The sequence below is a fragment of the Pseudobacillus badius genome (assembly GCF_002189605.1).
Taxonomy (GTDB): domain Bacteria; phylum Bacillota; class Bacilli; order Bacillales; family Domibacillaceae; genus Pseudobacillus; species Pseudobacillus badius.
The window spans coordinates 1-24,428 of sequence record NZ_MWMM01000003.1 but is presented as its reverse complement, the minus strand read 5'-3'; the positions used below and the strand labels follow the sequence as shown (position 1 = coordinate 24,428).

At 44.9% G+C, this 24,428-nt stretch carries 35 protein-coding genes; 21 read left to right on the top strand and 14 right to left on the bottom strand.

Annotation, left to right across the window (positions count from 1 at the left end; all coding sequences use genetic code 11):
- Positions 1-23: 23 nt before the first annotated feature.
- Positions 24-338 carry a thioredoxin family protein gene (locus tag B1A98_RS06390; protein WP_041094679.1) on the bottom strand — a complete coding sequence of 105 codons (315 nt, stop codon included), beginning with the start codon at positions 336-338 and terminating at the stop codon, positions 24-26.
- 166 nt (positions 339-504) lie between these two features.
- Here B1A98_RS06390 and B1A98_RS06385 point away from each other — a divergent pair, with 166 nt between their 5' ends.
- Positions 505-972: a hypothetical protein gene (locus tag B1A98_RS06385; protein WP_063384820.1), complete on the top strand. Its 468-nt coding sequence runs from the start codon at positions 505-507 to the stop codon at positions 970-972.
- A 133-nt stretch (positions 973-1,105) separates the two neighbouring features.
- Positions 1,106-2,275 carry an FtsW/RodA/SpoVE family cell cycle protein gene (locus tag B1A98_RS06380; RefSeq protein WP_063384821.1) on the top strand — a complete coding sequence of 390 codons (1,170 nt, stop codon included), beginning with the start codon at positions 1,106-1,108 and terminating at the stop codon, positions 2,273-2,275.
- A 207-nt stretch (positions 2,276-2,482) separates the two neighbouring features.
- Here the strand turns inward: B1A98_RS06380 and B1A98_RS06375 are convergent, their stop codons facing one another.
- Positions 2,483-2,923, bottom strand: a complete 441-nt coding sequence (locus B1A98_RS06375) for a universal stress protein (RefSeq protein ID WP_063384822.1) — start codon at positions 2,921-2,923, stop codon at positions 2,483-2,485.
- Positions 2,924-3,107: 184 nt separating this feature from the next.
- Here B1A98_RS06375 and B1A98_RS06370 point away from each other — a divergent pair, with 184 nt between their 5' ends.
- Both B1A98_RS06370 and B1A98_RS06365 read left to right on the top strand, forming a co-directional pair.
- A complete protein-coding gene (locus B1A98_RS06370; protein ID WP_063384823.1) occupies positions 3,108-3,428 on the top strand; it encodes a YnfA family protein in 321 nt (106 codons plus the stop codon).
- A 73-nt stretch (positions 3,429-3,501) separates the two neighbouring features.
- A complete protein-coding gene (locus B1A98_RS06365; protein ID WP_087903741.1) occupies positions 3,502-3,633 on the top strand; it encodes a YfhE family protein in 132 nt (43 codons plus the stop codon).
- A gap of 40 nt (positions 3,634-3,673) precedes the next feature.
- Here the strand turns inward: B1A98_RS06365 and B1A98_RS06360 are convergent, their stop codons facing one another.
- Positions 3,674-4,552: an alpha/beta fold hydrolase gene (locus B1A98_RS06360; RefSeq protein ID WP_063384824.1), complete on the bottom strand. Its 879-nt coding sequence runs from the start codon at positions 4,550-4,552 to the stop codon at positions 3,674-3,676.
- Positions 4,553-4,605: 53 nt separating this feature from the next.
- A complete protein-coding gene (locus B1A98_RS06355; RefSeq protein WP_063384825.1) occupies positions 4,606-5,475 on the bottom strand; it encodes an alpha/beta fold hydrolase in 870 nt (289 codons plus the stop codon).
- 204 nt (positions 5,476-5,679) lie between these two features.
- On the opposite strand from B1A98_RS06355, the gene B1A98_RS20380 reads away from it, so the two are divergent.
- Positions 5,680-5,979, top strand: coding sequence for a DUF3888 domain-containing protein (locus B1A98_RS20380; protein WP_158286018.1), 300 nt, complete (start codon positions 5,680-5,682; stop codon positions 5,977-5,979).
- A gap of 206 nt (positions 5,980-6,185) precedes the next feature.
- On the opposite strand, the gene B1A98_RS06345 is transcribed toward B1A98_RS20380, so the two are convergent.
- The 3 genes from B1A98_RS06345 to B1A98_RS06335 form a co-directional block, all read right to left on the bottom strand.
- Positions 6,186-6,596, bottom strand: coding sequence for a DUF3021 domain-containing protein (locus tag B1A98_RS06345; RefSeq protein ID WP_063384827.1), 411 nt, complete (start codon positions 6,594-6,596; stop codon positions 6,186-6,188).
- Complete coding sequence (locus B1A98_RS06340) at positions 6,593-7,051, bottom strand: LytTR family DNA-binding domain-containing protein (RefSeq protein ID WP_063384828.1); 459 nt, start codon at positions 7,049-7,051, stop codon at positions 6,593-6,595. Before B1A98_RS06340 ends, B1A98_RS06345 begins: the two co-directional genes overlap by 4 nt.
- A 285-nt stretch (positions 7,052-7,336) precedes the next feature.
- Complete coding sequence (locus tag B1A98_RS06335) at positions 7,337-7,792, bottom strand: OsmC family protein (protein ID WP_063384829.1); 456 nt, start codon at positions 7,790-7,792, stop codon at positions 7,337-7,339.
- A 187-nt stretch (positions 7,793-7,979) separates the two neighbouring features.
- On the opposite strand from B1A98_RS06335, the gene B1A98_RS06330 reads away from it, so the two are divergent.
- Complete coding sequence (locus tag B1A98_RS06330) at positions 7,980-8,114, top strand: FbpB family small basic protein (protein ID WP_082027987.1); 135 nt, start codon at positions 7,980-7,982, stop codon at positions 8,112-8,114.
- A 5-nt stretch (positions 8,115-8,119) separates the two neighbouring features.
- On the opposite strand, the gene B1A98_RS06325 is transcribed toward B1A98_RS06330, so the two are convergent.
- Positions 8,120-8,584, bottom strand: a complete 465-nt coding sequence (locus B1A98_RS06325) for a nucleoside deaminase (RefSeq protein WP_063384830.1) — start codon at positions 8,582-8,584, stop codon at positions 8,120-8,122.
- Between the two features lie 164 nt (positions 8,585-8,748).
- On the opposite strand from B1A98_RS06325, the gene B1A98_RS06320 reads away from it, so the two are divergent.
- Both B1A98_RS06320 and B1A98_RS06315 read left to right on the top strand, forming a co-directional pair.
- Positions 8,749-10,035, top strand: coding sequence for a glycoside hydrolase family 18 protein (locus B1A98_RS06320; protein WP_063384831.1), 1,287 nt, complete (start codon positions 8,749-8,751; stop codon positions 10,033-10,035).
- 32 nt (positions 10,036-10,067) lie between these two features.
- On the top strand, positions 10,068-10,583 hold the full coding sequence (locus B1A98_RS06315; RefSeq protein WP_041094651.1) for a ferritin: 516 nt from the start codon (positions 10,068-10,070) through the stop codon (positions 10,581-10,583).
- 72 nt (positions 10,584-10,655) lie between these two features.
- Here the strand turns inward: B1A98_RS06315 and B1A98_RS06310 are convergent, their stop codons facing one another.
- Both B1A98_RS06310 and B1A98_RS06305 read right to left on the bottom strand, forming a co-directional pair.
- Positions 10,656-11,282 (bottom strand): FMN-dependent NADH-azoreductase, encoded by a 627-nt coding sequence (locus B1A98_RS06310; RefSeq protein ID WP_041094649.1) that lies wholly within the window; start codon positions 11,280-11,282, stop codon positions 10,656-10,658.
- A gap of 204 nt (positions 11,283-11,486) precedes the next feature.
- A complete protein-coding gene (locus B1A98_RS06305; protein WP_063384832.1) occupies positions 11,487-11,705 on the bottom strand; it encodes a hypothetical protein in 219 nt (72 codons plus the stop codon).
- 162 nt (positions 11,706-11,867) lie between these two features.
- Between B1A98_RS06305 and B1A98_RS06300 the strand changes: the two genes are divergently transcribed.
- The 5 genes from B1A98_RS06300 to B1A98_RS20885 are packed head-to-tail and all read left to right on the top strand — an operon-like array spanning position 11,868 to position 16,517.
- Positions 11,868-12,671 carry a formate/nitrite transporter family protein gene (locus tag B1A98_RS06300; protein WP_063384833.1) on the top strand — a complete coding sequence of 268 codons (804 nt, stop codon included), beginning with the start codon at positions 11,868-11,870 and terminating at the stop codon, positions 12,669-12,671.
- A 2-nt stretch (positions 12,672-12,673) separates the two neighbouring features.
- A complete protein-coding gene (gene fdhF, locus B1A98_RS06295) occupies positions 12,674-15,655 on the top strand; it encodes a formate dehydrogenase subunit alpha (protein WP_063384834.1) in 2,982 nt (993 codons plus the stop codon).
- A complete protein-coding gene (locus B1A98_RS06290) occupies positions 15,630-16,127 on the top strand; it encodes a helical membrane plugin domain-containing protein (RefSeq protein ID WP_063384835.1) in 498 nt (165 codons plus the stop codon). The genes fdhF and B1A98_RS06290 overlap by 26 nt, the downstream gene beginning before the upstream one ends.
- Positions 16,128-16,145: 18 nt before the next feature.
- Entirely contained in the window at positions 16,146-16,361 is a 216-nt protein-coding gene (locus tag B1A98_RS06285) for a heavy-metal-associated domain-containing protein (protein WP_063384836.1), read from the top strand.
- Positions 16,362-16,385: 24 nt separating this feature from the next.
- Positions 16,386-16,517: a hypothetical protein gene (locus tag B1A98_RS20885; protein WP_256682625.1), complete on the top strand. Its 132-nt coding sequence runs from the start codon at positions 16,386-16,388 to the stop codon at positions 16,515-16,517.
- Between the two features lie 82 nt (positions 16,518-16,599).
- On the opposite strand, the gene B1A98_RS20880 is transcribed toward B1A98_RS20885, so the two are convergent.
- Together B1A98_RS20880 and B1A98_RS06280 are read right to left on the bottom strand one after the other, a co-directional pair.
- Entirely contained in the window at positions 16,600-16,731 is a 132-nt protein-coding gene (locus tag B1A98_RS20880; protein ID WP_256682624.1) for a hypothetical protein, read from the bottom strand.
- 138 nt (positions 16,732-16,869) lie between these two features.
- Positions 16,870-17,646, bottom strand: coding sequence for a DUF7225 domain-containing protein (locus B1A98_RS06280; RefSeq protein WP_063384837.1), 777 nt, complete (start codon positions 17,644-17,646; stop codon positions 16,870-16,872).
- A gap of 140 nt (positions 17,647-17,786) precedes the next feature.
- On the opposite strand from B1A98_RS06280, the gene B1A98_RS06275 reads away from it, so the two are divergent.
- The 5 genes from B1A98_RS06275 to B1A98_RS06255 all read left to right on the top strand — a co-directional run bounded on the left by B1A98_RS06275 (position 17,787) and on the right by B1A98_RS06255 (position 20,638).
- Positions 17,787-18,182 (top strand): secondary thiamine-phosphate synthase enzyme YjbQ, encoded by a 396-nt coding sequence (locus B1A98_RS06275; RefSeq protein WP_063384838.1) that lies wholly within the window; start codon positions 17,787-17,789, stop codon positions 18,180-18,182.
- 127 nt (positions 18,183-18,309) lie between these two features.
- Entirely contained in the window at positions 18,310-18,924 is a 615-nt protein-coding gene (locus B1A98_RS06270; protein WP_063384839.1) for a copper amine oxidase N-terminal domain-containing protein, read from the top strand.
- A gap of 13 nt (positions 18,925-18,937) precedes the next feature.
- Positions 18,938-19,195: a hypothetical protein gene (locus B1A98_RS06265; RefSeq protein WP_125474354.1), complete on the top strand. Its 258-nt coding sequence runs from the start codon at positions 18,938-18,940 to the stop codon at positions 19,193-19,195.
- Complete coding sequence (locus B1A98_RS06260; RefSeq protein WP_158286017.1) at positions 19,161-20,090, top strand: FAD:protein FMN transferase; 930 nt, start codon at positions 19,161-19,163, stop codon at positions 20,088-20,090. Before B1A98_RS06265 ends, B1A98_RS06260 begins: the two co-directional genes overlap by 35 nt.
- Positions 20,087-20,638 carry a ferric reductase-like transmembrane domain-containing protein gene (locus B1A98_RS06255; RefSeq protein ID WP_063384842.1) on the top strand — a complete coding sequence of 184 codons (552 nt, stop codon included), beginning with the start codon at positions 20,087-20,089 and terminating at the stop codon, positions 20,636-20,638. Before B1A98_RS06260 ends, B1A98_RS06255 begins: the two co-directional genes overlap by 4 nt.
- A 29-nt stretch (positions 20,639-20,667) precedes the next feature.
- Here B1A98_RS06255 and B1A98_RS06250 read toward each other — a convergent pair whose 3' ends face one another.
- Both B1A98_RS06250 and B1A98_RS06245 read right to left on the bottom strand, forming a co-directional pair.
- Entirely contained in the window at positions 20,668-21,897 is a 1,230-nt protein-coding gene (locus B1A98_RS06250) for a sensor histidine kinase (protein WP_063384885.1), read from the bottom strand.
- Positions 21,890-22,567, bottom strand: coding sequence for a response regulator transcription factor (locus tag B1A98_RS06245; protein ID WP_063384843.1), 678 nt, complete (start codon positions 22,565-22,567; stop codon positions 21,890-21,892). The genes B1A98_RS06250 and B1A98_RS06245 overlap by 8 nt, the downstream gene beginning before the upstream one ends.
- Positions 22,568-22,882: 315 nt before the next feature.
- On the opposite strand from B1A98_RS06245, the gene B1A98_RS06240 reads away from it, so the two are divergent.
- From B1A98_RS06240 to B1A98_RS06230, 3 genes are all read left to right on the top strand, one after another.
- Complete coding sequence (locus B1A98_RS06240) at positions 22,883-23,176, top strand: SAV0927 family protein (RefSeq protein WP_063384844.1); 294 nt, start codon at positions 22,883-22,885, stop codon at positions 23,174-23,176.
- A 106-nt stretch (positions 23,177-23,282) separates the two neighbouring features.
- On the top strand, positions 23,283-23,738 hold the full coding sequence (locus B1A98_RS06235) for a GNAT family N-acetyltransferase (RefSeq protein WP_063384845.1): 456 nt from the start codon (positions 23,283-23,285) through the stop codon (positions 23,736-23,738).
- Positions 23,739-23,856: 118 nt separating this feature from the next.
- Positions 23,857-24,297, top strand: coding sequence for a GNAT family N-acetyltransferase (locus B1A98_RS06230; protein WP_063384846.1), 441 nt, complete (start codon positions 23,857-23,859; stop codon positions 24,295-24,297).
- Positions 24,298-24,428 lie beyond the last annotated feature (131 nt).

Sequence of the window (24,428 nt, the reverse complement as noted above, 5' to 3'; positions counted from 1 at the left end):
GCAGGCACCGGGACGCAGAGGATTTAGATAGATTGCAGAAATTCAATGACTTGTTCTGGTGATTTGGCATTGGCACTGTGAAGATGGGCTTGCTTTTCGCTGTTTTTAAAGATTAACAAGCTTGGAATGCCCATCACATCATACTTTTCTGCGAGTTCAGGAAATTCATCACGATCGATTTCATACCAATCATATTGGGTATATTCAGCGATAATATCATCAATGAACATATCCATGCGGCGGCAATCCGGACACCAGCCGGCCGTAAATTTCATAATTACCGGTTTTTCTTGGGAAATTAGTTGTTGAAACTGATCTTTACTTTGCACTCTTTCCATTTTTCATTCTCCTTCAGTTATCATTCTGATTTCCATTGTATGACTTGGACAGGCTGGAGACAAATAAAAGATTTCAATTTCTTTAAGCTTTTGTTAAATGGGAGTGGAAAGCGGCTGCTTTTTTTATAATAAGGGAGAACTTCTACATATTGAGAGGAGCAGTGCGATGCATTTATCCTATGGAATCACAGGATTTTATAATAGCGGCGAAAATCCGCCCCCGCGAAATGACGGGAAGCTCTTTAAGAGATTGTGTTTTGAAGCTGCACGGAGCATAGAGGCGGAGCTGATAACCTTTCAGCCGCCGCGTGTCGATACGAATTTTTTTGAAGCTGTTCTTGACAATGGAACGAAGCGAATCCATATTTTGATGAATGCCCACTATCCAATTATCGCTTTTGCGGCCTCGGTGTCTTTTAAGCATATTATTTTTTACGATGAACCGGTGTTAAGTGAAATCTTTAAAGGCTTTTATGTTTGTGAAGCGAAAGAATTAAATCAATTGTTAAAGATAAGAACTGCCCCCGTGTTTTCAGTTGGGCAAGAAAATGACTTGAATAGCGCGGAGATGGGACAAATTGTCCACTGGCAGCCGTGTACTGTAGGGGAGCTTGTGTTCAATCATTGGGATTAGCGGCAGGAAAAGAAAAGGACGCTCCATTTTTTCCAGCAGTTTTCTTATACTAGTCAATGTTAAACTGTTGTGAAATTACACTTTAACGTTATAATGTAAGATGTGTAATTTTATAAGAAAGAGGCATCCTTTCATGACTTCTCCAAATAAAAACTCCAGCCGTATCGATTACGGCTTGATATTAATATTGTTAATGATGTTTATAACAAGTTGCATTGCGATTTACAGCGCCCAGACAACAGGCCAGTATGACAGCAACTTCGTCTTGAAGCAAGTTCTTTACTATATGGTCGGCATCGGGATCATTTTGGTTGTTGTCCGGTTTGACTCCGAGCAGTTAATGGGCATGGCCTGGTATTTATATGGTCTTGGCCTTGTGCTGCTGATGCTGTTGATCGTGTCTCCGCCAAGCATTGCTCCCCGAATTAACGGCGCAAAAAGCTGGTTTCAGCTGCCGGGATTGTCGCTGCAGCCATCGGAATTTATTAAAGTTTTTTTAATTTTGACGCTTGCCCGCGTGCTGATCGTCCATCATCAAAAAAATCCGGTGAAGACGATTCGCTCCGATATGTGGCTGCTTATTAAGCTGGGGCTTGTTACATTGTTTCCGCTCCTGCTTGTTATGCAGCAGCCTGACCTTGGAACATCACTTGTGTTTTTATCGATCCTGCTCGGCATGATCTTTGTTTCTGGTATTACCTGGAAAATTCTGTTGCCGCTGTTCGGCTCGGCCGCCGCGCTGACTGCTGGTATTTTCTATATGGTGCTTTGGCATCCGCTCCTGTTGGAAAAATATCTTGGCGTGAAACAGTACCAGTTCGGCCGTATTTATTCGTGGCTGGACCCCTACACGTATGAGAGCTCCACCGGGTTTCACTTAACGAGATCGTTGCTTGCGATCGGCTCGGGACAGACGATGGGAAAAGGGTTTGGCTACCGGGAAGTTTATCTTCCGGAAAGCCATACGGACTTTATCTTCAGCATCATCGGTGAGGAATACGGCTTTATCGGCGCCAGCATTGTCGTCAGCCTGTTCTTTTTGTTAGTCTATCATATTACTAAACTAGCTTTAGGCACAAAGATTCCTTACTATACGTATATGTGCGCCGGAGTTATTGCGATGATTACGTTCCATGCGTTTCAAAACATTGGCATGACGATCGGACTTCTGCCGATCACAGGTATTCCGCTGCCATTCATCAGCTATGGGGGAAGTTCACTGATGGGGAACATGTTTGCCATCAGCTTGATTTTCTCCATGACCTTCAATGAACGGCAATACATGTTTTCTTCAGATCGATAGCGATCTTCATAAAACGGAGCCCGACAAAGCTTTCTGTCGGGCTCCGTTTTTGTGTATAAGGAAGAAAAGGTTCATGCAGATATGCCGCCGATGAGGCTGCACAATAGGAATACTTAGGCGGAGGTGATGGAATAAATGCTCCAGCCAGAATGTAATCGACAGCTGGCTGGAGCACGGGTGGTGAAGGAGGCTTTTGCTGTTTTTTCTTTAGTTGCGAACGATTAATACATCGCATTTAGCCGTGCGGGTGATGCGTTCCGAAACGCTTCCGAGGAACACCCGCTCCATGCCATGAATGCCAGTTGCCCCGCAGATGATTAAGTCAGCTTGAGCCTGATCGGCAATTTTATTTGGAATCAGCGATTTGGGCGAACCCGTTTCCATGATAGTGTGAACGCTTGGTGCTCCGGCTGCTTCTGCTGCTTCCTTGTACTCTGCAAGCAGTTTTTCCCCTTGCTTTTCGTTGTAGTCTGGAATAGAGGCGTGGGCCAGTGCTTCCACGGAAGCAAAATAGCCGTTGTCCACGATATGTACGATATGAAGAGCCGCCTCATTGCGCTTGGCAATCTCTACTGCTTTCTCAAATCCACTTTTTGCTTCATCCGATCCATCTACTGCAATTAAAATGTTTTTGTAGGTCATGTCCATTGTTCATCCCCCTTTTCTTTCATTGTACCTAATCCGTTAACCGGAAACATCAGGAAATTTCTAAAAGTTGTGGACACTTTGAAAACATCCACTGTGAATGATTATACAAAAAACGACGAGGTTTACGCGTCGCATTCCATCGTTTAACATGAGAAGAAAATGCCAAAAAGGAGTTAGAAAAGCGATGAGAGCAACAGCTTTGTTTGTTTTAGCAGGAATAGCTGAAATTGGCGGCGGCTATTTAATATGGCAGTGGCTTCGAGAAGGCCGCCCTGGCTGGTACGGTTTGCTTGGCGGAATCGCCTTGGTATTATACGGAGTGATTGCTACGTGGCAACTGTTCCCAAGCTTTGGCCGGGTATATGCTGCGTATGGCGGCGTTTTTATCGTTTTGAGCTTGCTTTGGGGCTGGCTTGTTGATAAAAAGACGCCTGATTCTTTTGATTGGACGGGTGCCTTTATTTGTCTGCTTGGAGTAGCGGTTATTTTATGGCCTCGAAGCTAATGATGCCTTTGTCCGATTAAAGCCTCCTTCCTCTGGGAAAGGTAAGGGATAAACAGAGGAAAGGAGAAGGAAAATGAGAAAAGAACCGCACAAGCAAATGACGGACAAAAGCAACGGGCTCAGTGATACGCAAGAGGTGTTATACCAGCATGAATTCAATCGCGCCGATGCGGCCAATAAAGAGAAAAGTAAAAAGAAAAAATAAGCTGAGCAAGGGCTGTTTGGAAAAACAGCCCTTGCTTTTGCTAATAGTGCTTTATTAGAAAGCTTTCTATATCAGTGTTTATCTTCTCCATGTGCGCGGGCGAAGGGAAGTGGCCCATATGGTAAGCGCGCCATTCCAGTAAGTCGCCGAAAATAGCGGCCGCTCTTGGAAATAGTTTCTCCGCAGGAAAGAAGATATCGCCTTCTCCTGCAACGACCAAAGCAGGGAAGCGAGCACCTGCCAGTTCTTTTTGGGTTGTTAATTTAGGCATGTTCTGTTCCAGGGAAACGTGTGTAAAAATCAGTCCGATCATTTCCTTGTCGATTGCCTGCACGCTGCCGTTAGACAAGGAAGCGGCAAGTGTTTCGAGAGGCTGGGATGAATGGCCTGCTTTATAAAGAAACAAAGGAAGCAAGATCTCTTTTATCATTTTAAGTTTTGAGCCGATGCTGACGCCGGCTGGCGATACCAGCGCTGAACAGGCAATTCTCTCAGGAAAAAAAGCAGCGAGCCGTAAAATAATTCCTCCGCCATAAGAAGGGCCAATGAAGGCTGCCCGCTCGATATCATAATAATCAAGAAGATCGCTGAGCCATAAGGCAAAGCTGTCATCTTTGGCTGAGATCCGTGTTTCATCGCTAAAGCCCGGATGGCCGATTGTATCAGGGGCATAGACTTTATAATCCTTCAGCAACGGGCTGAACCAGGACAAGGTCATCGGATGAATACAATTGCCGCCTTGGAGAATAAACAGCGGCTTTCCATCCTCTTTTCCCATTCTTAAAACATGTGTCCGGCCAAATCTTGTTGGTGCATAGTCTCTTGTTATATGTAAAGGCAAGGTCTGCAAATATTGTTCATATTGCTGCAGAATCAGCTGTTTTCCTTGATCGCTTTTGTAGATGCTCTGTTTTTTCATCTTTTTCCCTACTGTAACAGAAATTCCCATTCAGCAGTAGAGGAAAAAGTTAGTTAGTGATAATGGCGAAGCAGAAAGGCCTTCATATCTTCATTCATTCTTTCCAGATGATGAATAGCAGGGAAGTGCCCCATATTATAAGCCCGCCATTCCAGCAAATCGCCAAAAAGAGGAGCCGCCCTTTGGAAGAGCTGGCCTTCCGGAAAAAATACGTCCTGCATGCCGGCGATGATAAGCGTTGGAGAGCGATAACGCTGCAGTTCCGCTTTCGTCGTCAATTTTGGCAAATCATGTTCGAGTTTGACATGCTGAAAGATCGTAGCAATAATTTCCCGGTCAATTGTTTTCATTTTGCCGGCAGACATTGCATCAGCCACTGCATGGATTTGTTTTGTTGAATCGTTCAGCTGATACAAAGTAAAAGGAAGCAGCATTCGTTTAATCGTCCACCATTTAGAGAAGGGGCTAATGCCGGCGGGAACGACAAGAATAGAACTGCTGATTTTCTCTGGAAAAAAAGCAGCAAGCCGCAATACAATGCCTCCTCCGTAAGAAACACCAGCGAAGGCACAGGAATCGATGCCATAATGATTTAATAAATCGTTCGTCCAGAGGGCGAAGCTGCGATCCTCAGGATTGATTCTTCTTTCATCGCTAAAGCCCGGATGGCCAATCGTATCTGGCGCATAAATCTTATAATCCGCAAACAGCCCCTCAAACCAGGAAAGGGTCATCGGGTTCAAGCAATTGGCCCCGTGAAAAATGAATAAAGGCCGTCCGTTCTCTTTTCCAAGCTGCAATACGTGCGTCCGTCCGAACCGGGTTTGTACATACTCTCTTTTTATTTTGCCGTCGAATAACTGCAAATATTCTTCGTACTGCTGCAATACATACTGCTTAATTCGGGGATGCTCATAAATCATGCTTTTCTTCCTCCTGTTCGTCTTTCTTTTAGGATAGCCACTTTTGGCAAGTGGCATAAGTTAACGCTCATAAAGGCAAAGCATTTAGAAAAAACTAAGCGTGAAAGAAAGGTGAGACTGTTGAAAAAGACCGTTTATTTTATGATGTTATTGTTTTTAACCCTTTTTGCGGGCACCTGTACTGCAAATGCCGAGAAGGTAAGCATGGAGGATATGGAAGACGTGCTTATTTCTCAATTCCATCCGCAAATATCGCAATCCATAAGAAGCGTCTACCATGTCAGGCTTCCGCAGTTTGAAAATGCGTATATTGTTTCTATAGAAAAAGCGGCCCTTCCTGAGCCTTCAGAAGAAATGAAGCCTGGCATTGAATATGAAATCACCCTAAAAGTAACCGTGCTAAATGTGCCGAGGAACGCTAATTCACTCCTTATTACACTTAGTAATAGCCAGTCCAGCGGGGAATTTGTTGTGAAGCAGGTAAAAAAGGGTAGGTGTTTATAAAAGGCTTGCCGGCGTGCGTATCCGTATGGATTTCGCGCATAACGGCTGCAATTGCGTGCATAAAAGCAGACTTTACGCGCATAACAGACAAAATTGCGAGCATAAATCTTTCCGTAAAAAAACTGCCCGGCTGTTAGCTGCCGGACAGTTTTTTTTACCAAATTTTCAGCTTTATGCGATACAGCTGCCTTCATTCACGCAGATAATTAAATGTGCTGTAAGTCGTCGTTTAGTTTTTTTGCTTCATTCTTAAAATAAAGGTAGAAGCAAATCCAAATGATTGCATATAGGCCAACGAACAGGCCGGCAAATGAGAGAACGCTCTCTATACTTAGGGTAACCCAGCCAACTCCGAAGGAAAGAACGAAGTAAAGAAACGTGACAGTGACGAAATGCAGGGCTGTTTGCTGCCAGAGGTGAAGAGACTTTATTTCAAAATAGAGCGGGGTAACCGAGAAAAACCATCCGCAAAACATGTTAGCGAAGGCATTCTTAATGAATAGCTGGCCTTCAAGTATTTCTTTATTTCCGAAATAAATGAGGCAAATGGTGATCATGACAGTAAGGAAGGCGCCGAAGAAGATGCCGGCTATACTTCTGACTGCAAAGGTTTTCATAATGATTTCCTCCTGTTAATTTTTAACGCAGCTTTGATGGAGCTGACATAGTGCCGTGTGACATATTCTTTTTTTCCAGACTTGAAGTGAACACAAAGTGTGCCGTTAAATGACGCCTCGAAACGGCTGAGCTCATGCAGATTAGCAATCACCGATTTAGAGAGGCGGACAAACTGCTTGGGGGACAGCAGCTGTTCCAGTTCATACAGCTTTTCTCTTACTTTAAATTCACCATCATCTGTGACAGCGAACACTTCATCTTTACTGGCATAAAAGCAGTGAATAACAGCCGGCTTTAGAATGTGCTGCATTTCGCCATTTTTACCGACAATAAACTCTATCTCTCTGCCCTTCAAAAAATCGAGTATATCTTTAATGGAATCATCTACCTCCTTGCACTGAATGGTTACTCTCGTTTCCTCATAATCGCTATCAATATCAAGTGATACCTTCATTGCCGTTCCCCCTTGCTGTTGTCTTTGTTAGTTCCATTGTATGACAAATCCAATTGCTTGTATCTCTTATACAGACAAGACGCGTAAGAATGCTAGTAACGTACAGATTTCTTCCGATAACATGCAGAAAAAGATGGCTGTTTGTGAATAAATAGCCTGTCTGCGAGTACAACAGTATGGTTTGCGCGCATAACGGCTGAGATTGCGTGCATAAAAGCAGACTTTGCGCGCATAACAGACAAAATCGCGAGCATAAATCTCTCCGCAAAAAAAACTGCCTGGCTGTTAGCTGCCGGACAGTTTTTGGATGGAAGGCTCTAGTTGGATGTCGACATTGCCCTGAAGCGCGCGGCTGATCATACACGATGTTTCAGCTTTTTTGGCGAGCTTGCTTGCTAGAGACATATGCTTGTCCGTGGCGTCGGCTGTCAGTGTAATGGCGGGGCGATGGATAATGGTTTTGTATGTAATTACTCCGTTCGTTACTTCAACGATGCCTTCTGATTCCATTGTCAGACTTTCTTTCTCCAGTCCGCTGCGCTCCATCATTGCTGCTAGCGTAATCATGTAGCACGTAGCGGCAGCCCCAAGCAGCATTTCATCGGGATTCGTCCCGATACCAGGACCATCCATTTCCGGCGGAATCGATACCTCGGTTTTTAACTGGCCGGCTTCAATATAGCCTACGTCATTGCGCAGTCCCGGCCAATTTGCTTTTAAATGAAAGCTGTGTACAGTCATTATTTTCTGCCTCCTTAGTAATTGGTCGCTTGATGTGTAAACTTCATACAATTGTCAAAATCCGAACGTTTAAAAACAATGAAAATGGTATATATTAAGGGTAGATAGTATTTTTCAGAAAATTCTATCACAGTTATTCTTTAATTAAAGGTCCAACGGCCAAATATAGATAAGGGAGTGTAAAAACTTGCGTATTAAACACAAAAAGTCTCTTGAGGAATTGATTCGAGAGAATAAAGAACAATTGCTGAAAGACAAGCAAGCGATTGAAAAAATTGAAAAACGTATTGAAGAACGCCATGAGTTGAAAAAGCTAGCTTAAATGGGCTAGCTTTTTTCTTTTGTCCATTTTTTCCAAAGGATCAGCGGATTTTCCTGATCTTGATCTAAAGGCATATGGACCATAGAAAGGGTTCGCTCTTCTTTTGATTTTTTCAAGTCTTTATAAATCAGTCCGGATGTTGCCAGTCCAGCATCAGCGGCTTCTTCAACAGGCACGCAATAAAAAGCGTCTGTAATTCCGGCAAAGTACATGGCAGCGAAGCACATTGGGCAAGGCTCTCCGCTCGCATACATGGCATACCCGGCTAAATTGTTCGTTGCCAATTTTTCCTGTGCCCTCCGAATGGCGAGCATTTCCGCATGCGCGCTTATGTCATGCTTTTTATGAAGCTCATTGACTCCTTCAGCGATGATCCGGCTATCTTTTACAAGCACAGCTCCGAACGGCTGCCCGCCATTTTTGACATTCTCCGCCGCCAGCTCCACGGCTCGTTTCATAAATGAATCCATTTTGTGCACTCCTTTCCAATGTTTATGCCGTTATTATAAGTCATTTGCCCGGCATTTGGCTGCTATCTAGTCCGCAAATAAGAATTTTCACTGAATACTAGGCCTGTACGAAAAATATACTTGATTATGAAGCGAGCTTTCACTTAGAAAGGCGGGTGTTTATTTTGCAAATTCATGTTGTCCGGCGAGGGCAAAGCTTATACAGTATCGCTGCTATTTATGGAACTTCCGTGCAATCGATTGCACAGGCGAATGAATTGCCTGATCCTTCGCGGCTGGTCGTAGGTCAGGCATTAGTCATTCCCATTACGGGAAGCTATCATTGGGTGCAACGGGGACAATCCCTTTCCTCTATTGCAAGGATATATGGCCTGTCCGTCAATGAACTTGCCCGCATTAATAATCTTCCTGCTTCGTCTTTTCTCCGAATCGGCCAGCGCCTGTATATTCCTCCGCGGCCAAAGCCGACCATTGATGCGCTGCTCTACGTGGAGCCGCAGGCAACAGTCAGTCAGGCAATGATTAATGAGGTGCGTAACCGTGTCGGCTCTTTAACGTATCTTGCTATGTTCAGCTACCAGATGAACCGTGACGGCTCTTTGATTGCACCGTCGATTGATGGCATCCCGGCGATCGCCAGTGCGGCTGGAACCGTTAATGCCATGGTTGTCAGCAACCTTGAAGAATATCGTTTCAGCCCTGATTTGGCTCATGCCATTTTTACAAATGATGCGGCCCAGAACCAGTTGTTCGGAAACATTATCCAAGTCGCCAATGAAGTGGGCTACGGAGATATTCATTTTGACTTTGAGCTGCTGCTGCCTGAAGACCGGGAGTTATACAATACATTTTTGCGGAGAGCCAGGGACCGGTTTCATGCAGCTGGATTGATGCTGTCGAACGCCATTGCTCCTAAAGCGAGCGATGTGACGACAGGCATTTACGGCGCGCACGATTATGCGGCAATCGGCAGCATTGTTGATCTTACTGCGCTGATGACTTATGAATGGGGATACACATATAGCGAGCCGCAAGCAGTCAGCCCGATCGGACCGGTCCGCAATGTAGTGCGCTATGCGGTAAGTGTAATTCCGCGCGATAAAATTTTGCTTGGCCAAAATTTATACGGCTATGATTGGACCGCGCCTTACCCGCCGGCAGGAGGTCCTCCGGCAAGAGCGGTCAGCCCGCAACAGGCGATTGCCATCGCTTTAAGGGAAAATGCGGAAATTCAATATGATAATGAGGCACAGGCTCCATTCTTCCGCTATATTGATGCTGCCGGCCTGCAGCATGAAGTATGGTTTGAGGATGCCCGCAGCATTCAGGCGAAGTTCGATTTAATTAAGCAATTTGGACTGAGGGGAATGATGTATTGGAAGCTCGGCCTTGCCTTTCCGCAAAATTGGCTGCTGCTTCAGGATAACTTTACCGTCCGCAAGCGTGCATGAGGAGAAGCAGGACTTACTGAGGGAGGATCGCTATGCTTAATGAACAAATTCAAAAGCTGCTCAACAATTTAATTCAAGTCGAGCATGTTTCCACTACCTTATATTTAGCTATGTCTGCTTACATGGCCAGCCGCAATTATACGGGGATGGCCAGGTGGCTGAGACTGCAGGCTGAAGAGGAAAGGACGCATATGCTGAAGTTAATCGATTATGTAACCGACCGCGGCGGACAAGTGGAAATTCAAGCGCTTCCGGCTCAGCCGGCTGCATTCGGCACGCCGCTGGAGACGTTTCAAAAGGTGCTGGAGCATGAACGATTTGTTACAAATTCTTATCGTCAGGCTTATAACTACGCAGCTCAGCATGATCAGCAAACAGCCGTCCTTTTCCAAGAGTTTTTAAGAGAGCAGGTAGATGAGGAAGCGCAAGCACAAACGATTGTCGACCGGTTAAAGCTTGCGCAAAACAATCCAGCCGCTTTATTGATCTTAGACCAGGAGCTGGGAAGAAGAACGGCTGCGGCTCCCGGTCCTGCAGCAGGAGGATAAATACTGGATCTTCTTTGCGGCGTGTTTCGGAAAGAGAAAGAGGATGACCTCAGGTCATCCTCTTTGTTTTGATTAAAAGGAAGCAGCCGCCGTTGCCGCTTGTTTCATTCCTTCTTCAATTATTTCTTCTGCTCTGTCAGGGAATTGGTTGTGGCCTTCAACAACCACCGTTGTCATATCTGTGATTCCCCAGAAGCTAAGCATGTTTCTTACATAATTCAAAGACATTTCTGTTGCCTTGGCCGGCCCTTCAGAATAAATGCCGCCGCGTGCTTGCAGAAGTGCCACTTTTTTATCAGTAAGCAAGCCGACAGGACCCTCTGGCGTGTATTTAAATGTTTTTCCAGCCTGTGACAAATAATCTAAATACGTGTGCAGGGCTGCCGGAACCGTGAAGTTCCAGAGCGGGAAGGCGATCATTACTTTATCTGCCTCAAGAAATTGGTTTAAATATTTATTCACTGTCGCTGTGGCTGCTTGTTCCTCTGCTGTCAGCTCTAAGCCGCGCGCAGTCTTGAACATGCCGTTAATCATCTCCGTGCCGTAATAAGGCAGCTCTTCTTGAAATAAATCAAGCTCGGTTATTTCATCATGAGGATGTGTTTCCTTGTAGCTGTCTACAAAAGCATGATACAGCTTTACGCTGACCGACTGATCAATCGGGCGCGGATTTGCTTTAATAAATAAAACCTTTGACATACAAAACCCTCCATCTAAACCATTCGTTATATCGATAAGATAAATAAAAAGTAAGCTTATTGACTTTATTAGTTTAAAACGATAAAAAAGCCGCTGTCAAACAATTGGATTTATCAGATTTTAATCTTAGAAGCTTCTTTATGAACAAGGAGCTCGAAAAAAAGGCTGTATCACGACAGCCTTTTTATTCGGGTCCCGGCAAGCTTAAGGCAAAGAATAAACCTCGCTATGCGGCGCTTCTTCCAGCTTTGATTTAATAAGCTTGCCCTCGTGAACAAGTCTTTGCAATTCTTCCTCGGCATCGTTCGGTCTTACACCTAGAATGTCAGCAACCTTTACTGTGGAGATAGACATATATTTTGGCTTCTTGGAGGAAGATAGGATCATCCCCTTTATTCTCTCAAATAACAGCTCTTTTTCCATGATGTATGTCCTCCTTATTCCTTGGCTTCTGAAAAAGATTCCTATGTAAAAAGATAACCTGTGTTCTTTTGTTATATACCAAAGAAATCACCCTTGATTTATTCATGAAGTTTCGATTGCAGGAGATACTATACCAAAAAAGCAAAAGAAAGGAGGAGGGAGGTGGCTTATCACAATCCTCAGCATATTGCGCGTCTGGCAATAGAAGCCGGAACAAAAAAAGTACACTTGCCGTTTCTAAGTGTCCTGTTGTTAGGGTTTTTAGGAGGGGCATTTATCTCCATTGGTTATCTCGCGGATATACGGGTGATTGCCAGTCTGCCTCATGAGTGGGGCTCTTTCTCGGCCTTTTTAGGAGCTGCGGTGTTTCCGGTGGGGCTTATGCTGATTATCATTGCCGGAGGAGAGCTATTAACAGGCAACATGATGGCTGTTTCGATGGCTTGTCTTGCCAAGCGTATCACGGCAGCACAGCTGATAAAGAATTGGTTCTGGATTACAATAAGCAATTTCATAGGAGCCCTCTTCGTTGCTTATTTTTTCGGCCATATAGCTGAATTGACGGCATCTGGGCCATATTTAGAAAAAACCGTCTCCACAGCGGCAGCGAAATTGGAATCTGAGCCGCTGGCAGTTTTATTTTCGGCGATCGGCTGCAACTGGCTCGTCGGGATGGCTGTTTGGATGGCGTATGGAGCGGACGGCATCGGCGGAAAGATATTGGCGATTTGGTTTCCTATCATGGCATTTGTCGCCATTGGTTTTCAACATGTGGTCGCCAATATGTTTATTATACCGGCTGCTATCTTTGAAGGGCACTTTAATTGGATGGACTATTTTCGCAATTTTATTCTTGTATTTATTGGGAATGCTATAGGAGGAACTTTATTTGTTTCCGTGTTTTATTGGACAGCTTATCGGCAGGAGCTTGTGCCAGACAGCAGTTTTGAAAGCAAGGAGGAATAAAAATGTCAGGATCTTCATTCTCCATTCGCATCAATGATAAGGAGTTTACAGCTACACCTGGGCAAACAATCTTACAAGCCGCTCAGTCAGGAAACTATTTCATCCCTAGTATTTGCTACCATCCGAACCTGGGAACCATTCAAACGTGTGATACGTGCTTTGTGCAGGTAGGGGGAGAGATGGTGCGGGCCTGTTCTGTAAAAGCGGAACCAGGCATGCAGGTGGATACCCTGTCAAAGCCAGTGCGGGAAGCTCAATATGAAGCGATGTCGCGCATACTGAAAAACCATGAGCTCTATTGTACGGTTTGTGATAATAATAACGGGAATTGCACAGTTCACAATACGGCCGAGTATTTAGAGATTGAACATCAAAAGTATGAATTTGAAGCGAAGCCTTATCCCCCGGATCATTCGCATCCTTTTTACCGATACGAGCCTGACCAGTGTATTTTGTGCGGAAGGTGTGTCGAGGCTTGCCAGGACTTGCAGGTCAACGAAACGCTCACTATCGATTGGAGCCGGAACGCTCCCAGGGTGATTTGGGATAATGATGTTCCGATTGATGAATCCTCGTGTGTATCATGCGGGCATTGTGTAACTGTTTGTCCATGCAATGCATTAATGGAAAAATCCATGCTCGGCGAAGCTGGGTATTTGACGGCGATTCCCCCGAAAATCCTGGAGCCGATGATCGACTTAACTAAAGAAGTAGAGCCTGGCTATAAAGAGATCTTTGCGATATCCGAGGTAGAGGCGGCCATGAGGAAATCACGCATTAAGCGGACGAAAACGGTTTGTACATATTGCGGGGTCGGCTGCAGCTTTGAAATGTGGACAAAGGACCGGCAGATTTTAAAAATTGAACCTTCCGCTGAGGCGCCTGTCAACGGTATCTCAACTTGTGTAAAAGGAAAGTGGGGCTGGGATTTTGTCAACAGCGAGGAGCGGCTGACAAAGCCTTTAATCCGGCGGGAGGATGAATTTGTCGAAGCGACATGGGAGGAAGCGCTCGACTTAATCGCCAGTCAATTGACCGCCATTAAGGAGCAGCATGGGGCTGATTCCATTGGCTATATCGCTTCCTCCAAATGTACAAACGAAGAAAACTTTTTATTCCAGAAACTGGCACGTGCCGTTATGGGCACCAACAATGTGGATAACTGTTCACGATATTGCCAGTCTCCGGCTACTGCGGGACTGATGAGAACAGTGGGTATCGGCGGAGATTCCGGAACGATACAAGACATTGAGCAATCAGAATTGATCCTTGTAATCGGAGCGAATGCGGCAGAGTCGCATCCGGTATTGGCCACGAGAGTGAAAAGGGCTCACAAATTAAATGGGCAAAAGCTGATTGTGGCGGATTTAAGGGAAAACGAACTGGCGCAAAGGGCAAATCTGTTTTTCCGTCCGAAGCCAAGCACCGATCTTATTTGGATCTCTGCCGTCACAAAATATATATTGGACCAAGGCTGGGAAGATCAAGAGTTTCTAAACAATCGGGTGAACGGCTTGGACGAGTATATTCTATCGTTGGAGAAATTCACGCTGGAGTATGCCGAGGAGGCGACCGGTCTTGCGAAAGAACAGCTGATTCAGGTAGCTACCATGATTCATGAAGCAAAATCAGTGTGCGCTCTTTGGGCAATGGGCATTACACAGCATATGGGAGCAACCGATGCCAGTACAGCGATTGCCAATTTGCTGTTGATTACTGGCAACTTCGGCCGCCCTGGCACAGGAGCTTATCCGCTCAGAGGGCATAATAATGTGCAGGGAGCTTGTGATTTCGGAACGATGCCGGCCTGGTTTCCTGGATATGAGCCTGTTCAGGATGAAGGCGTAAGAAAACGTTATGAAAAAGCATGGGGCGTTGATTTGCCGGCAGAGCCAGGCTTTAACAATCATCAAATGGTGGAAGGAATTCAAACAGGCCAAATTAAGGCGATGTATTTGTTTGGAGAAGAAATGGCTCTTGTAGATTCTAATTCCAACCATGTAGAAGCGCACTTTGAGCAGCTGGACTTTTTTGTTGTTCAAGATGTTTTCTTCAGCCGCACCGCCCAATATGCCGATGTTATTCTCCCGGCTGCACCAAGCCCTGAGAAGGAAGGAACCTTTACGAATACAGAGCGGAGAATTCAAAGGTTTCATAAGGTAATGGAGCCGCTGGGCGACTCTAAACCAGACTGGATGATTTTTCAGGAGTTGGCTAGAAGGCTGGGAGCTGACTGGAATTATCAGCATCCAAGCGAAATTATGGACGAAGCGGCCCGGCTTGCTCCGATTTTTGCCGGGGTAAGCTATGAGAGGCTAGAAGGATGGAATAGCCTTGTATGGCCGGTGGCTGCTGATGGAACGGATACACCTCTTCTTTATCGGGAGCGTTTTGCCTTCCCTGATGGCAAGGCAAGATTGTATCCGGTTGACTTTACACCTCCTTATGAAGCAGGAGAGGAATATGATTTGCATTTGAACAACGGCCGCTTGCTGGAGCACTTCCATGAAGGAAATATGACCTATAAATCAGAAGGGCTGACGCATAAAGTTCCGCATCCGTGGCTGGAAATATCGCCTGAACTTGCTGAACAGAGAGGTGTTTCAGATGGAGCGCTAGTGCGGTTAACTTCTCCTTACGGGCATGTGAAAGTCAGAGCGATAGTCACAGACCGTGTAAGGGGCAACGAGCTGTATTTAACGATGAATTCCATGGAGGAACAAGAAGCGGTTAATCGTTTAACGAGCAGCTATCACGATAAAATTACCCACACACCGAATTATAAAGAGATGAGTGTCAAGATGGAGGTTATCGAAGAAAGCGGAGAATCTCCGCTGCCCCATGTGAATCACCGGTTTGGAAACCGCGTTCCCCAGATCAGCGTAAGAGTGGAGGAAAAGTGGAAACGGCCGGATTTCACGCCGATTAATGAGATGATCCAAATAAAGGGGGATGAGTATGGCGAAGGCAGTCAGGCAAATTAGCAGAAGCCTCCCGAATGAGCAGGAGGAACAGTCCCAGGCAGCAGCGGCGATCATGAAAGAATTAGCGGACAACCAAGAGGCGATTATCAGTATGATCGCCATCGTAAAGAACCTTCACGAGATGGGCGTTCTCAACATGATAAAAGGCTTGCTTGAGCAGCGTACAGACGTAGGAGCTATTGCTATCCAGCAGATGAACCAGCCGGGGATGCACAACGTGATTAAAAATGGAATGAATGCGGTGAAGTTTTTAGGAGCGATTAACCCGGAGCAATTGGCGAATACTCTAGATGGCGTAAATCACGGGCTTCAAAGAGCTTCAAAAAGTCTGGAAAACAATGAGGAGCCCAGCATGTGGCAGCTGGGAAAAAGCATGCGCACTCCCGAAGCCCGCGCTTCCCTGGCAGTGATGATGGAGTTTTTGCAAGGAATGGGACAGTCTTTCCATCAGGACAAGAAGGAATCCCAGTAATTGAAGGAGGTGCCTGTCATGCAAAAAGGAGTTATTAAAATAAAAAATCAGCTGACCGAGCAAGAGGCAGAAAAAGTCTCTCAAGCTCTGGAATCAGTATGGGGAGTCAGAAGAACGGAAGTCCATGCGGCCAGCCGCGAAGCCTCCTTCACCTACAATGAAGAGGCAGCTTCCTACACGGACTTCCAGCAAGCTATCACCGACTTGGGCTTTGAGGTAGAACCCAATGTGTAATGGTTTAAGAAAGGGTGATGGACAATGAAGGTCTGTGAAGTTTGCGGACAGGAGGAAACGCTGGAAAGCAGTGAAGATCAATGGCAGGCCAGCAGGCTGCATATTTGTGAGAGCTGCCGGACGGACCGCCAATCGCCGTCAACTGGCGACGAATAATGCCAAAATAGACTGCCCCCTGTCAAGTGGTTCTTTGCAGGGGGTTTTGATGTGCGGATTAAATGGGATCAGATACCTGTCTTTAAATCAGCTTTCGCTCCATCGTTTGAGCCAAATCAGCGGGACAATCACGGCAAAAGGCAAGCCAATCACCAGTAAAGCCACAGGAATAACCAATAAATATTTGGCAAAATAAATTATCTTCCTCTTTCAACCCCCTGGTAAAGCGAACAATTTCTATGCTTAATAAATGAATAATGTAAAGATGCCAGTAGGACTTGTTAAAAACTCGAAGTGGAATGCCTTGTACATCAAAATTAAAATTTGTGCGGGTGACTAAGTTATTGGAAATTCAACGAACAAGCCTGTGTTTGTTTTTTAATCTTTTTAGATCGATTTCAAGCTTGTTGTTGTACGTTCTGGCAATGTCCAGCAATTCTTCTTTAGGGCCATAATATGCAACTTTAAATTCACCATCAAGATAGTGCACGACAAAGAAATCATCAAAATGCGAAAATGTATTTTTGTTGACCGTAATAAACCCGTTTGTTTGGGCAGTCGTTTTTACGCTTATTCGCCTTCCTTTGCTGATCACATCGAAGCCGTGCTGATTAGCATGTCTTGATAAATTGCCGTTTGTATGAATGGCACATAGGAATTCGCCGATTCTGCCTATCAGGTGGCACAATTCCGTAGGTTGGCAGTTTAATAAACTCATTTCATATCTCAACATTTTGTTGTATTCTTCATAAAGCGTGATCATCTGCTCTTTGCTGATGAATTTAACCCCGTCTTCTCCATAGAAGCTCTGTTTATAAATTGTTTTTACGCCATTTTTCCATTCTCCAACAACTATGTCTTCTTTAGAACCTTTAGGTCTGTGAAAAATTAAGCCTGTGTATGGATAGCGTTCTCCTAGATAGTTATAAATCCCCCTATTGACGTACTCAAATAAATGATGATTGAAGATCGCTCCGTTATTCATCCGGTTATAGCAATAGTCGGATAAAATAACGCTTGCAGGATTCGAATGGAATTGCCTAAATAAAGCTGCTTTTACATCAGATGGCGTGAGTAATTGATTTATTTTGGAATCCAATACAGCTTTTATTTGTTCATAGATGATCATGTTTTCACTGCTTTCCTTTATAACTTCTTCAATTACTGAATCGGCTAAAGATCCGAAGCTTTAACTTTTATTTTTGAACCCTTCAAAAACATGAGATACGATAGATAAAAGAAAGAATGTAATCAGAAAGGAAGGGGCTTATGCTCAAAAAGTTCACGTTAACGACAACTAGCCGTGACCAGATGATTGAGGTGACAGAGCAGGTGCAGCAGTTTGTCACAGAGGAAGCGATCATAGAGGGAGCGGCGGTGGTGTATTGTCCTCATACGACGGCGGGTGTGACGATTAATGAGAATGCTGATCCTGATGTAAAGCAGGATATGCTTCGGCGGTTTGACGAGGTGTATCCATGGTCTCATGAGCTGGATCGCCATGCAGAGGGGAATACAGCTGCACATATGAAGGCGAGTACAGTCGGTTCGTCGCAGCATGTGATTATTGCAGCCGGCCGTTTGTTGTTAGGGACCTGGCAGGGCATTTATTTTTGTGAGTTCGATGGACCGCGGATACGCACGTTTTATGTGAAAATTTTATAAAAGGATGGAGAAGAAAAGGGGAGCGGAATGGGCGCCCCTTTTCTTTTTTTGAAGAGCGTTTTTTCCCTTCTCTTTCATTTTGTTTTCAGAAATAGAGAGTACATTAGTAAGCAAAGGGGGGAATAACATGCGAAAAAAATGGATGGCATCTCTTTTAATGATGTTCGTGCTCTTTTTCGGTTTTTCTTCAGGACAGTTGGCGAGCGCGGATGATGATGAGTATGAGCATGAATATGGTGAAGGCAAAGTAGAGGAGCATGAATGGGACGATGATGATGACGATTGGGAAGAGGAGGAAGGCTATGAATATGAGGCGCCTAGTCCGTCTTCTTATTGGAACATGTGGACGCGGGATACGGGTGTTGCGGCAGATAGCAGCCTGCCTTTTCAGGAAGCGCAGGAAGTCGCTGTTCAGTTAAACAAGGAGAGCGAACAGCTTTACGTGATTCCCCGAAATGGCCAGCTGCTGGTCTCAGGGGAAAAGATGGCGAATCTGCTTCAGGCGGATTATACGTATCATAAACAGAGCAGAATTCTAGAGGTGTCCAAAGGGAGAGATGAGCTGATCGTGCGTTCAGGCTCAAACGCAGCTTATGAAAATATGGTAAAGACACCTATGCCTTCAGAAGCGTATTTTTTCGAGAAGTCCGTGTACTTGCCAGTTTCGGTCATAGCTAATACATTCGGTTACCGGGTGAGCTGGAATGAAGGCAGCCAAACGATCGTGCTGCAGTCTATTTGATGAATGAGGTGAAATGATGAAGAAAAATGCGAAGGCTAAGTGGATAGTAGGTATGTCGGGAATTGCCTTCTCCGCTTTTATTCTTGGACAATTGGACGATTTTCAAGCAGAGGGTAATGATACAAATACATTGGCAGCAGAGGCAAATGATACGATGAGCCAGCGGGAAAAAGAACTTTTGAAACTTGATTGGAGCAGCTTTTCGGTTCAAGCAGCCAATGAAGGGAATGGGGAAAGTGATCGCATGTCAAGAAAGTCGAAAAGAGACTAATACACTTGAAGTGGAAGTCATGGACAGTTCGTTTTTTGTCTCAATTTCCAATAGTGAACAGCCGGATTGGAAAGAAACTATTCGTTCGTTGCTTCACTATTTTGATTGCGCTTTTTCAAGATTTCGCACGCACAATGAATTGTGGATGTTCAATCAAGCTGCAGAGGGAGCCGTTGTTTCTGTCTCTCCTGTTTTGTACGATTTGTTGAAAACAGCTGAGAGTTATCGGTTGAAAACAGAAGGATGTTTTTCTCCTTATATGCTCAACCAGATGGAGGCTCATGGGTATAAACAGTCTTTTCCTTTTGTCACAGCCCCAAAGGAACAAGGAGAGGCATTGACCGAAGAACTGGAAGCAGAGCCGCTGATGTTTCACAGTAACGGCACCATCACAAAGAAAACGAAGCACAACATCGATCTTGGAGGAATAGCCAAAGGCTATGCGGTGGAAGCGGCAGCCAGATGGCTGCGAATCCATGCACGGAGCCGCTTTGGAATTGTAGATGGCGGAGGGGATATACAGGCTTGGTCAAATGGAGAAAAGACGTGGAGAATCGGTGTAATGGACCCATTTCAAGAAGGGCGCGAGATCGGCTCATTCAGCTTTCAAAATGGAAGCATCGCCACCTCTAACCTCGTCTACCGCAGCTGGTGGCAGGGGGAAGAGAAGAAGCATCATTTGTTAGATGGAAGAACGGGAAAGCCGGTTGAGCCGGTTATTGTCCAATCCACTGTTTTGGCTGAGTCATGTCTGGATGCTGAGGTAGGGGCTAAGCTTTGTTTCATGGCCGGTCTTGAACAGGCGGGCGGTCAGTTGCAGAAGCTTGGCGGCCGTTTTCAATTTGTGCTTGTTCAGCCGGATGGACGATTGACAACAGGAGGTGTTGGCGTATGAGCCTGGAGTTTTTTTCTACTTGGCATTTCATCCGCTTTTCGGGGCTTCTTGCCTTCTTTCTGATGACTTTTTCCGTTTCTGCCGGCTTATTAAGCAGCATGACGATGTTGAAGAAAAAAAAGCCGCTGATGCTTGAACTTCATCAAACGAGCGGCTGGATCGGATTTCTAGTTATGTTGTTTCATATGGTGATGCTCTGGAAAGATGAGTACGTTTCTTATCAAATTGCAGAAATAATTATACCTTTCATGGATGACTATGCACCTGTGTATTCGGCTTTTGGCATTTTTTCCTTCTTTCTTTTCCTGATTGTGCTGGCGACATCCGATTTCTTTATGAAGAAGCTGGGAAGAGGACTTTGGAAAAAGGTTCATTTACTTGTACTGCCTGCCTGGGTGTTTATGATGCTTCACGGTTTGTTCATCGGTACGGACACAGAACAGCTCGGCATTGCCTCTGTTTATGCAGGAAGCGCGGTTCTTGTTGCGTTGCTGCTTGCGCTTCGGTATGCAGAGGCTCTTTTTCAGCCCACAAAAAAAACGCCATAACGGCGTTTTTTTTGTGGCTTTTGTGAATGTTAAGCAAAAGTAATTGTAAATTCAGTCCCATTGTCGAGCTCGCTTTTTACGGTGATTTTTGCGCCGTGGGCTTCTGCAATCATTTTGGCAATGGAAAGGCCGATGCCAGAGCCATTTCGATTACGTGACGGGTCTGCCCGGTAAAAGCGGTCAAAGATATGAGGCAAATCATCTGGCGAAATGCCGCTGCCTGTGTCCTTTATCACTACGATTATTTTCTCTCCTGCTTTCTTTGCAGTACAGCTAATCACTCCCGTCTCTGTGTAATGGGAAGCATTATCCAATAAAATATAAAACAGCTGCTGGAGGCGTTCTGAGTCGCCTTTTATGTGAAGGCCGGCGGCAATCTCGCTTTCCAGCTGCAGGGAGGCAGGGAGCACACGTGAAAATCTGTCGAGCAAATTCTGTAACAGCATAGAAAGATCAAATTCCTTCAGTTCAAGTTCAAAATGACCTTGATCACTGCGTGCCAGCAGCAGCAGATCATTGAGCAGCTGATGCATCAATTCCGCTTCTTTTTTGACATCGTCTAAAACATCTTGGCTGAAAGGGCTTAAGTTTTCTTTTTCCTTATCGAGAATTTCGATCGAGCTGTAAAAAACGCTAAGCGGCGTCCGCAGTTCGTGGGAGGCATCCGAGACAAACTTTTTCTGTGTCAGATATGCTTGCTGAATCGGCCGCATGGCTTGTCCTGCAAAGAAATAGCCCATCCAAGCAAACAGGAGGCTGAATAAGACAGCAAGCGCGATAAGGATCCAAATGATTTTTTGGATTAAATGCTTCTCGGAGGTGATATCCATACCAATGATCACACTTCCAATCATTTGCTGGCCCTGTTGTAGATCGTAACGGACCAGCAGCAAATGGGCGCTTTCCCATTCCAGCTCTTTCACATATTCGTCCTCCTGCTGTTGCAGGTTGTTGCGTGTAATATAGAGCGAGAGGCCCTTAACTGTTTCATCCCCTTTGACTAGCCGGCCATTTTCATCAAACAGATAATAAAAAGTGCTGCGGTCCGGTTCAAAATCAATATCTTCATGATGGAGCTCAAGCAGCTCCTCTGCCCACTCATGCTCCTCTTCGCCATAGAACTGTGAAAGTTCATGTAGCTCATTGTTTTTGATGGCTCCTGAAATAAATATATACAAGGTAAAAATGAAAATAACAAGAATGACGAGCAATGATCCGGTAAACAGGAAAGTCAGCTTGGACTTGACGGAATTAAACATCAGCATTCCTCAAAATATAACCGACGCCTCTTACATTTTTAATGATAGATGGCTCTCCAGGCTGATCCACCTTTTTTCGGAGCAGCTTCACTAAGGCATCAAGGGCATTTTCAGTTACCTCCACATCAAATCCCCAAATTCTTTCAAGCAAAATCTCCCGTGTTAATACGTAATTCTGATTGCGAATAAATAATTCAAGCAAATCGTACTCCTTTTTGGACAGCTCAATGATTTCACCGCCGCGGGTCACTGTCCGCGTATTTAAATTTAACTTTAAATTACCGCAGGAGAGCACTTCTTCAAAGGGCTTGTCGATTCTCCGCGACAGGGCCCGCAATCTCGCGGCAAGCTCCTCAAACTTAAAAGGCTTGACGATATAATCATCGGCGCCGGCATCCAGTCCTTCAATCACATCCTCCAGTGAATCCTTGGCAGTCAGAAACAAGATGCCTCCTTTGTATCCATTTTTTCTTAGGTGCTGGCACGCTTCAATCCCGCTCATCTTAGGCATCATCCAATCAAGAATGATCACATCGTACTGCGTAAATTGCGCATAATCGCAGGCCGTTTTTCCGTCCTTGACCCAGTCGGCGCAACTGAACTCTTTTTGCAATAAATGGTGAATAAGCTTTCCTAAACGCTCGTCATCTTCCGCAAATAAAATATTCATCAGACCATCCTCCTCTGCAATCATGTTTTTTACTTTTAGAATAGCAGATTATCCTGAAAACCTCCTGAAAACCTCCTGAAAACGATAAAAGGTTTTTCTCTTTATTCAAAATAGGGTAAAGCCATCCAATTTTGAATAAACGTGACTGTTCATGGTTTGCTCGCGCCGACGTTGGAGGGTGTTCAGGCGCCAGGCCGCCTTGGCCTATGCCTTTGCTTTCAAAATGGCACAATTCTTGCTTTTATATTCCACAACAAAAAGAAATGAGCGCAAATAAATTTGTTTGCTAAAAAAACGAAAAAAGGAGGAATGGCCATGGATATTACTTTCCTGATGGATGAATCAGAGCTGCAATCCAATCGGTTTGTTTGCTTGATGACGGAGGAGCATCGTTATGATTTTGCCATTATTAACACGAAGCAATTTTTAGGCAACAGCATCGTTCTCTCGCTGCAAAACCACCGAATGGTATTGATGTGCGAAGAGGATATTGAAGATCGTGACTATTGGCCGCAGAGGCTGGGGATTGAAGAAGGGGATATAGAGGCTGTTCAAAGCTTTCTATATGGCGTTTTGGGAGCCTTGGAGCCGGCTGAGCTTTCTTATTAAAGAGAGAGCTTTGTTTGTAACAAAGGTGTGAGCCAAATGAAAAGACAGTTTTGCTGACAATCTGTTCGTTTTTTTAAATAAGAGGAATGAAGGAGATGGATAGGACATGGAAACCCTTCATATTCGACCTGCTGAGGAAAAAGATGTTCCGCAATTGATGGAACTGATGTATGAGTACATCGTCGACTTCTACAAGTGTGACCGCCCGAGTGAAGAATCATTGGAAACATTGATTAAGCATTTAATTCAACATCCTTACGAAGGCATCCAATTTGTAGCGGACAGGAGCGGAGGGGACCTTGCCGGTTTTGCGACATTGTATTTTACTTTCAATACACTTGAAGTAAAGAGAATGGCTTTTCTCTATGATTTATATGTGACGCCGAGAATAAGGGGACAAAAAATTGGAGAGCAGCTGCTGCAGACTTGCATCCGTTATATGAGGGAGAATGGCTATTCTCACATGATTTGGGAAACCGCTCATGATAATCTGGCTGCGCAAGCTTTATATGATAAAGTCGGTGCGAGTAAAGCTGCTTGGTTAAACTATGAAATCACTTGAGCGGCATATGCAAGTGCGTAAGTGATAGATAAACAGCTAAAAAGATAGAAAATTCTTTTTATTTCCAGTTGTAATGATATACTTTGAGTAGTAGAGACATTGCATAGGGGGAATAGAGATGAACGTCTATCAAGTAACACAGGAAGATGTACGCAGTGTGGCTGAGCTGTTCGATGCATATAGAGTTTTTTACGAGCAGCCTTCTAATAAGGAGGCCGCAGAGAGCTTTATCCGTGAGCGTCTGGAAAAGGAGGAATCGGTCATTTTTATGGCGGTTGAAAACGGCCAATCTATCGGGTTCACTCAGTTGTATCCAACGTTTTCTTCTGTGGCTATGAAGCGAGTATGGATTTTAAACGATTTGTTTGTCACAGCGGACAGCCGCAATAAAGGAGCAGGGAGAGCGCTGCTGCAGGCTGCCAAACAATTTGCAAAAGAAACGGGCGCCAAAGGATTGCAATTGCAGACAGCGGTAGACAATAAATCAGCCCAGCATTTATATGAATCGGACGGCTGGGTGAAAGATGAGAAGTTTTTTTATTATGAATTTAAGCTATGAGAGGGACCAGTTCGCAAAAAGACATCCTGAAGGCAATGATCTGAACCCAAAAAGTTAGACACAAATGTTAGGCTGCCTCAAGGGCATGATTCCGATAATCAACCGGGCTCATGCCCTTTAATTTTGCCTTA

Bases quoted from the DNA above. Each gene is read 5' to 3' on its own strand.
- B1A98_RS06390 (WP_041094679.1), bottom strand. From the start codon at position 338: ATGGAAAGAGTGCAAAGTAAAGATCAGTTTCAACAACTAATTTCCCAA.
- B1A98_RS06385 (WP_063384820.1), top strand. From the start codon at position 505: ATGCATTTATCCTATGGAATCACAGGATTTTATAATAGCGGCGAAAAT.
- B1A98_RS06380 (WP_063384821.1), top strand. From the start codon at position 1,106: ATGACTTCTCCAAATAAAAACTCCAGCCGTATCGATTACGGCTTGATA.
- B1A98_RS06375 (WP_063384822.1), bottom strand. From the start codon at position 2,923: ATGGACATGACCTACAAAAACATTTTAATTGCAGTAGATGGATCGGAT.
- B1A98_RS06370 (WP_063384823.1), top strand. From the start codon at position 3,108: ATGAGAGCAACAGCTTTGTTTGTTTTAGCAGGAATAGCTGAAATTGGC.
- B1A98_RS06365 (WP_087903741.1), top strand. From the start codon at position 3,502: ATGAGAAAAGAACCGCACAAGCAAATGACGGACAAAAGCAACGGGCTC.
- B1A98_RS06360 (WP_063384824.1), bottom strand. From the start codon at position 4,552: ATGAAAAAACAGAGCATCTACAAAAGCGATCAAGGAAAACAGCTGATT.
- B1A98_RS06355 (WP_063384825.1), bottom strand. From the start codon at position 5,475: ATGATTTATGAGCATCCCCGAATTAAGCAGTATGTATTGCAGCAGTAC.
- B1A98_RS20380 (WP_158286018.1), top strand. From the start codon at position 5,680: ATGGAGGATATGGAAGACGTGCTTATTTCTCAATTCCATCCGCAAATA.
- B1A98_RS06345 (WP_063384827.1), bottom strand. From the start codon at position 6,596: ATGAAAACCTTTGCAGTCAGAAGTATAGCCGGCATCTTCTTCGGCGCC.
- B1A98_RS06340 (WP_063384828.1), bottom strand. From the start codon at position 7,051: ATGAAGGTATCACTTGATATTGATAGCGATTATGAGGAAACGAGAGTA.
- B1A98_RS06335 (WP_063384829.1), bottom strand. From the start codon at position 7,792: ATGACTGTACACAGCTTTCATTTAAAAGCAAATTGGCCGGGACTGCGC.
- B1A98_RS06325 (WP_063384830.1), bottom strand. From the start codon at position 8,584: ATGGATTCATTTATGAAACGAGCCGTGGAGCTGGCGGCGGAGAATGTC.
- B1A98_RS06315 (WP_041094651.1), top strand. From the start codon at position 10,068: ATGCTTAATGAACAAATTCAAAAGCTGCTCAACAATTTAATTCAAGTC.
- B1A98_RS06310 (WP_041094649.1), bottom strand. From the start codon at position 11,282: ATGTCAAAGGTTTTATTTATTAAAGCAAATCCGCGCCCGATTGATCAG.
- B1A98_RS06305 (WP_063384832.1), bottom strand. From the start codon at position 11,705: ATGGAAAAAGAGCTGTTATTTGAGAGAATAAAGGGGATGATCCTATCT.
- fdhF (WP_063384834.1), top strand. From the start codon at position 12,674: ATGTCAGGATCTTCATTCTCCATTCGCATCAATGATAAGGAGTTTACA.
- B1A98_RS06290 (WP_063384835.1), top strand. From the start codon at position 15,630: ATGGCGAAGGCAGTCAGGCAAATTAGCAGAAGCCTCCCGAATGAGCAG.
- B1A98_RS06285 (WP_063384836.1), top strand. From the start codon at position 16,146: ATGCAAAAAGGAGTTATTAAAATAAAAAATCAGCTGACCGAGCAAGAG.
- B1A98_RS20885 (WP_256682625.1), top strand. From the start codon at position 16,386: ATGAAGGTCTGTGAAGTTTGCGGACAGGAGGAAACGCTGGAAAGCAGT.
- B1A98_RS06280 (WP_063384837.1), bottom strand. From the start codon at position 17,646: ATGATCATCTATGAACAAATAAAAGCTGTATTGGATTCCAAAATAAAT.
- B1A98_RS06275 (WP_063384838.1), top strand. From the start codon at position 17,787: ATGCTCAAAAAGTTCACGTTAACGACAACTAGCCGTGACCAGATGATT.
- B1A98_RS06270 (WP_063384839.1), top strand. From the start codon at position 18,310: ATGCGAAAAAAATGGATGGCATCTCTTTTAATGATGTTCGTGCTCTTT.
- B1A98_RS06265 (WP_125474354.1), top strand. From the start codon at position 18,938: ATGATGAAGAAAAATGCGAAGGCTAAGTGGATAGTAGGTATGTCGGGA.
- B1A98_RS06255 (WP_063384842.1), top strand. From the start codon at position 20,087: ATGAGCCTGGAGTTTTTTTCTACTTGGCATTTCATCCGCTTTTCGGGG.
- B1A98_RS06250 (WP_063384885.1), bottom strand. From the start codon at position 21,897: ATGTTTAATTCCGTCAAGTCCAAGCTGACTTTCCTGTTTACCGGATCA.
- B1A98_RS06245 (WP_063384843.1), bottom strand. From the start codon at position 22,567: ATGAATATTTTATTTGCGGAAGATGACGAGCGTTTAGGAAAGCTTATT.
- B1A98_RS06240 (WP_063384844.1), top strand. From the start codon at position 22,883: ATGGATATTACTTTCCTGATGGATGAATCAGAGCTGCAATCCAATCGG.
- B1A98_RS06235 (WP_063384845.1), top strand. From the start codon at position 23,283: ATGGAAACCCTTCATATTCGACCTGCTGAGGAAAAAGATGTTCCGCAA.
- B1A98_RS06230 (WP_063384846.1), top strand. From the start codon at position 23,857: ATGAACGTCTATCAAGTAACACAGGAAGATGTACGCAGTGTGGCTGAG.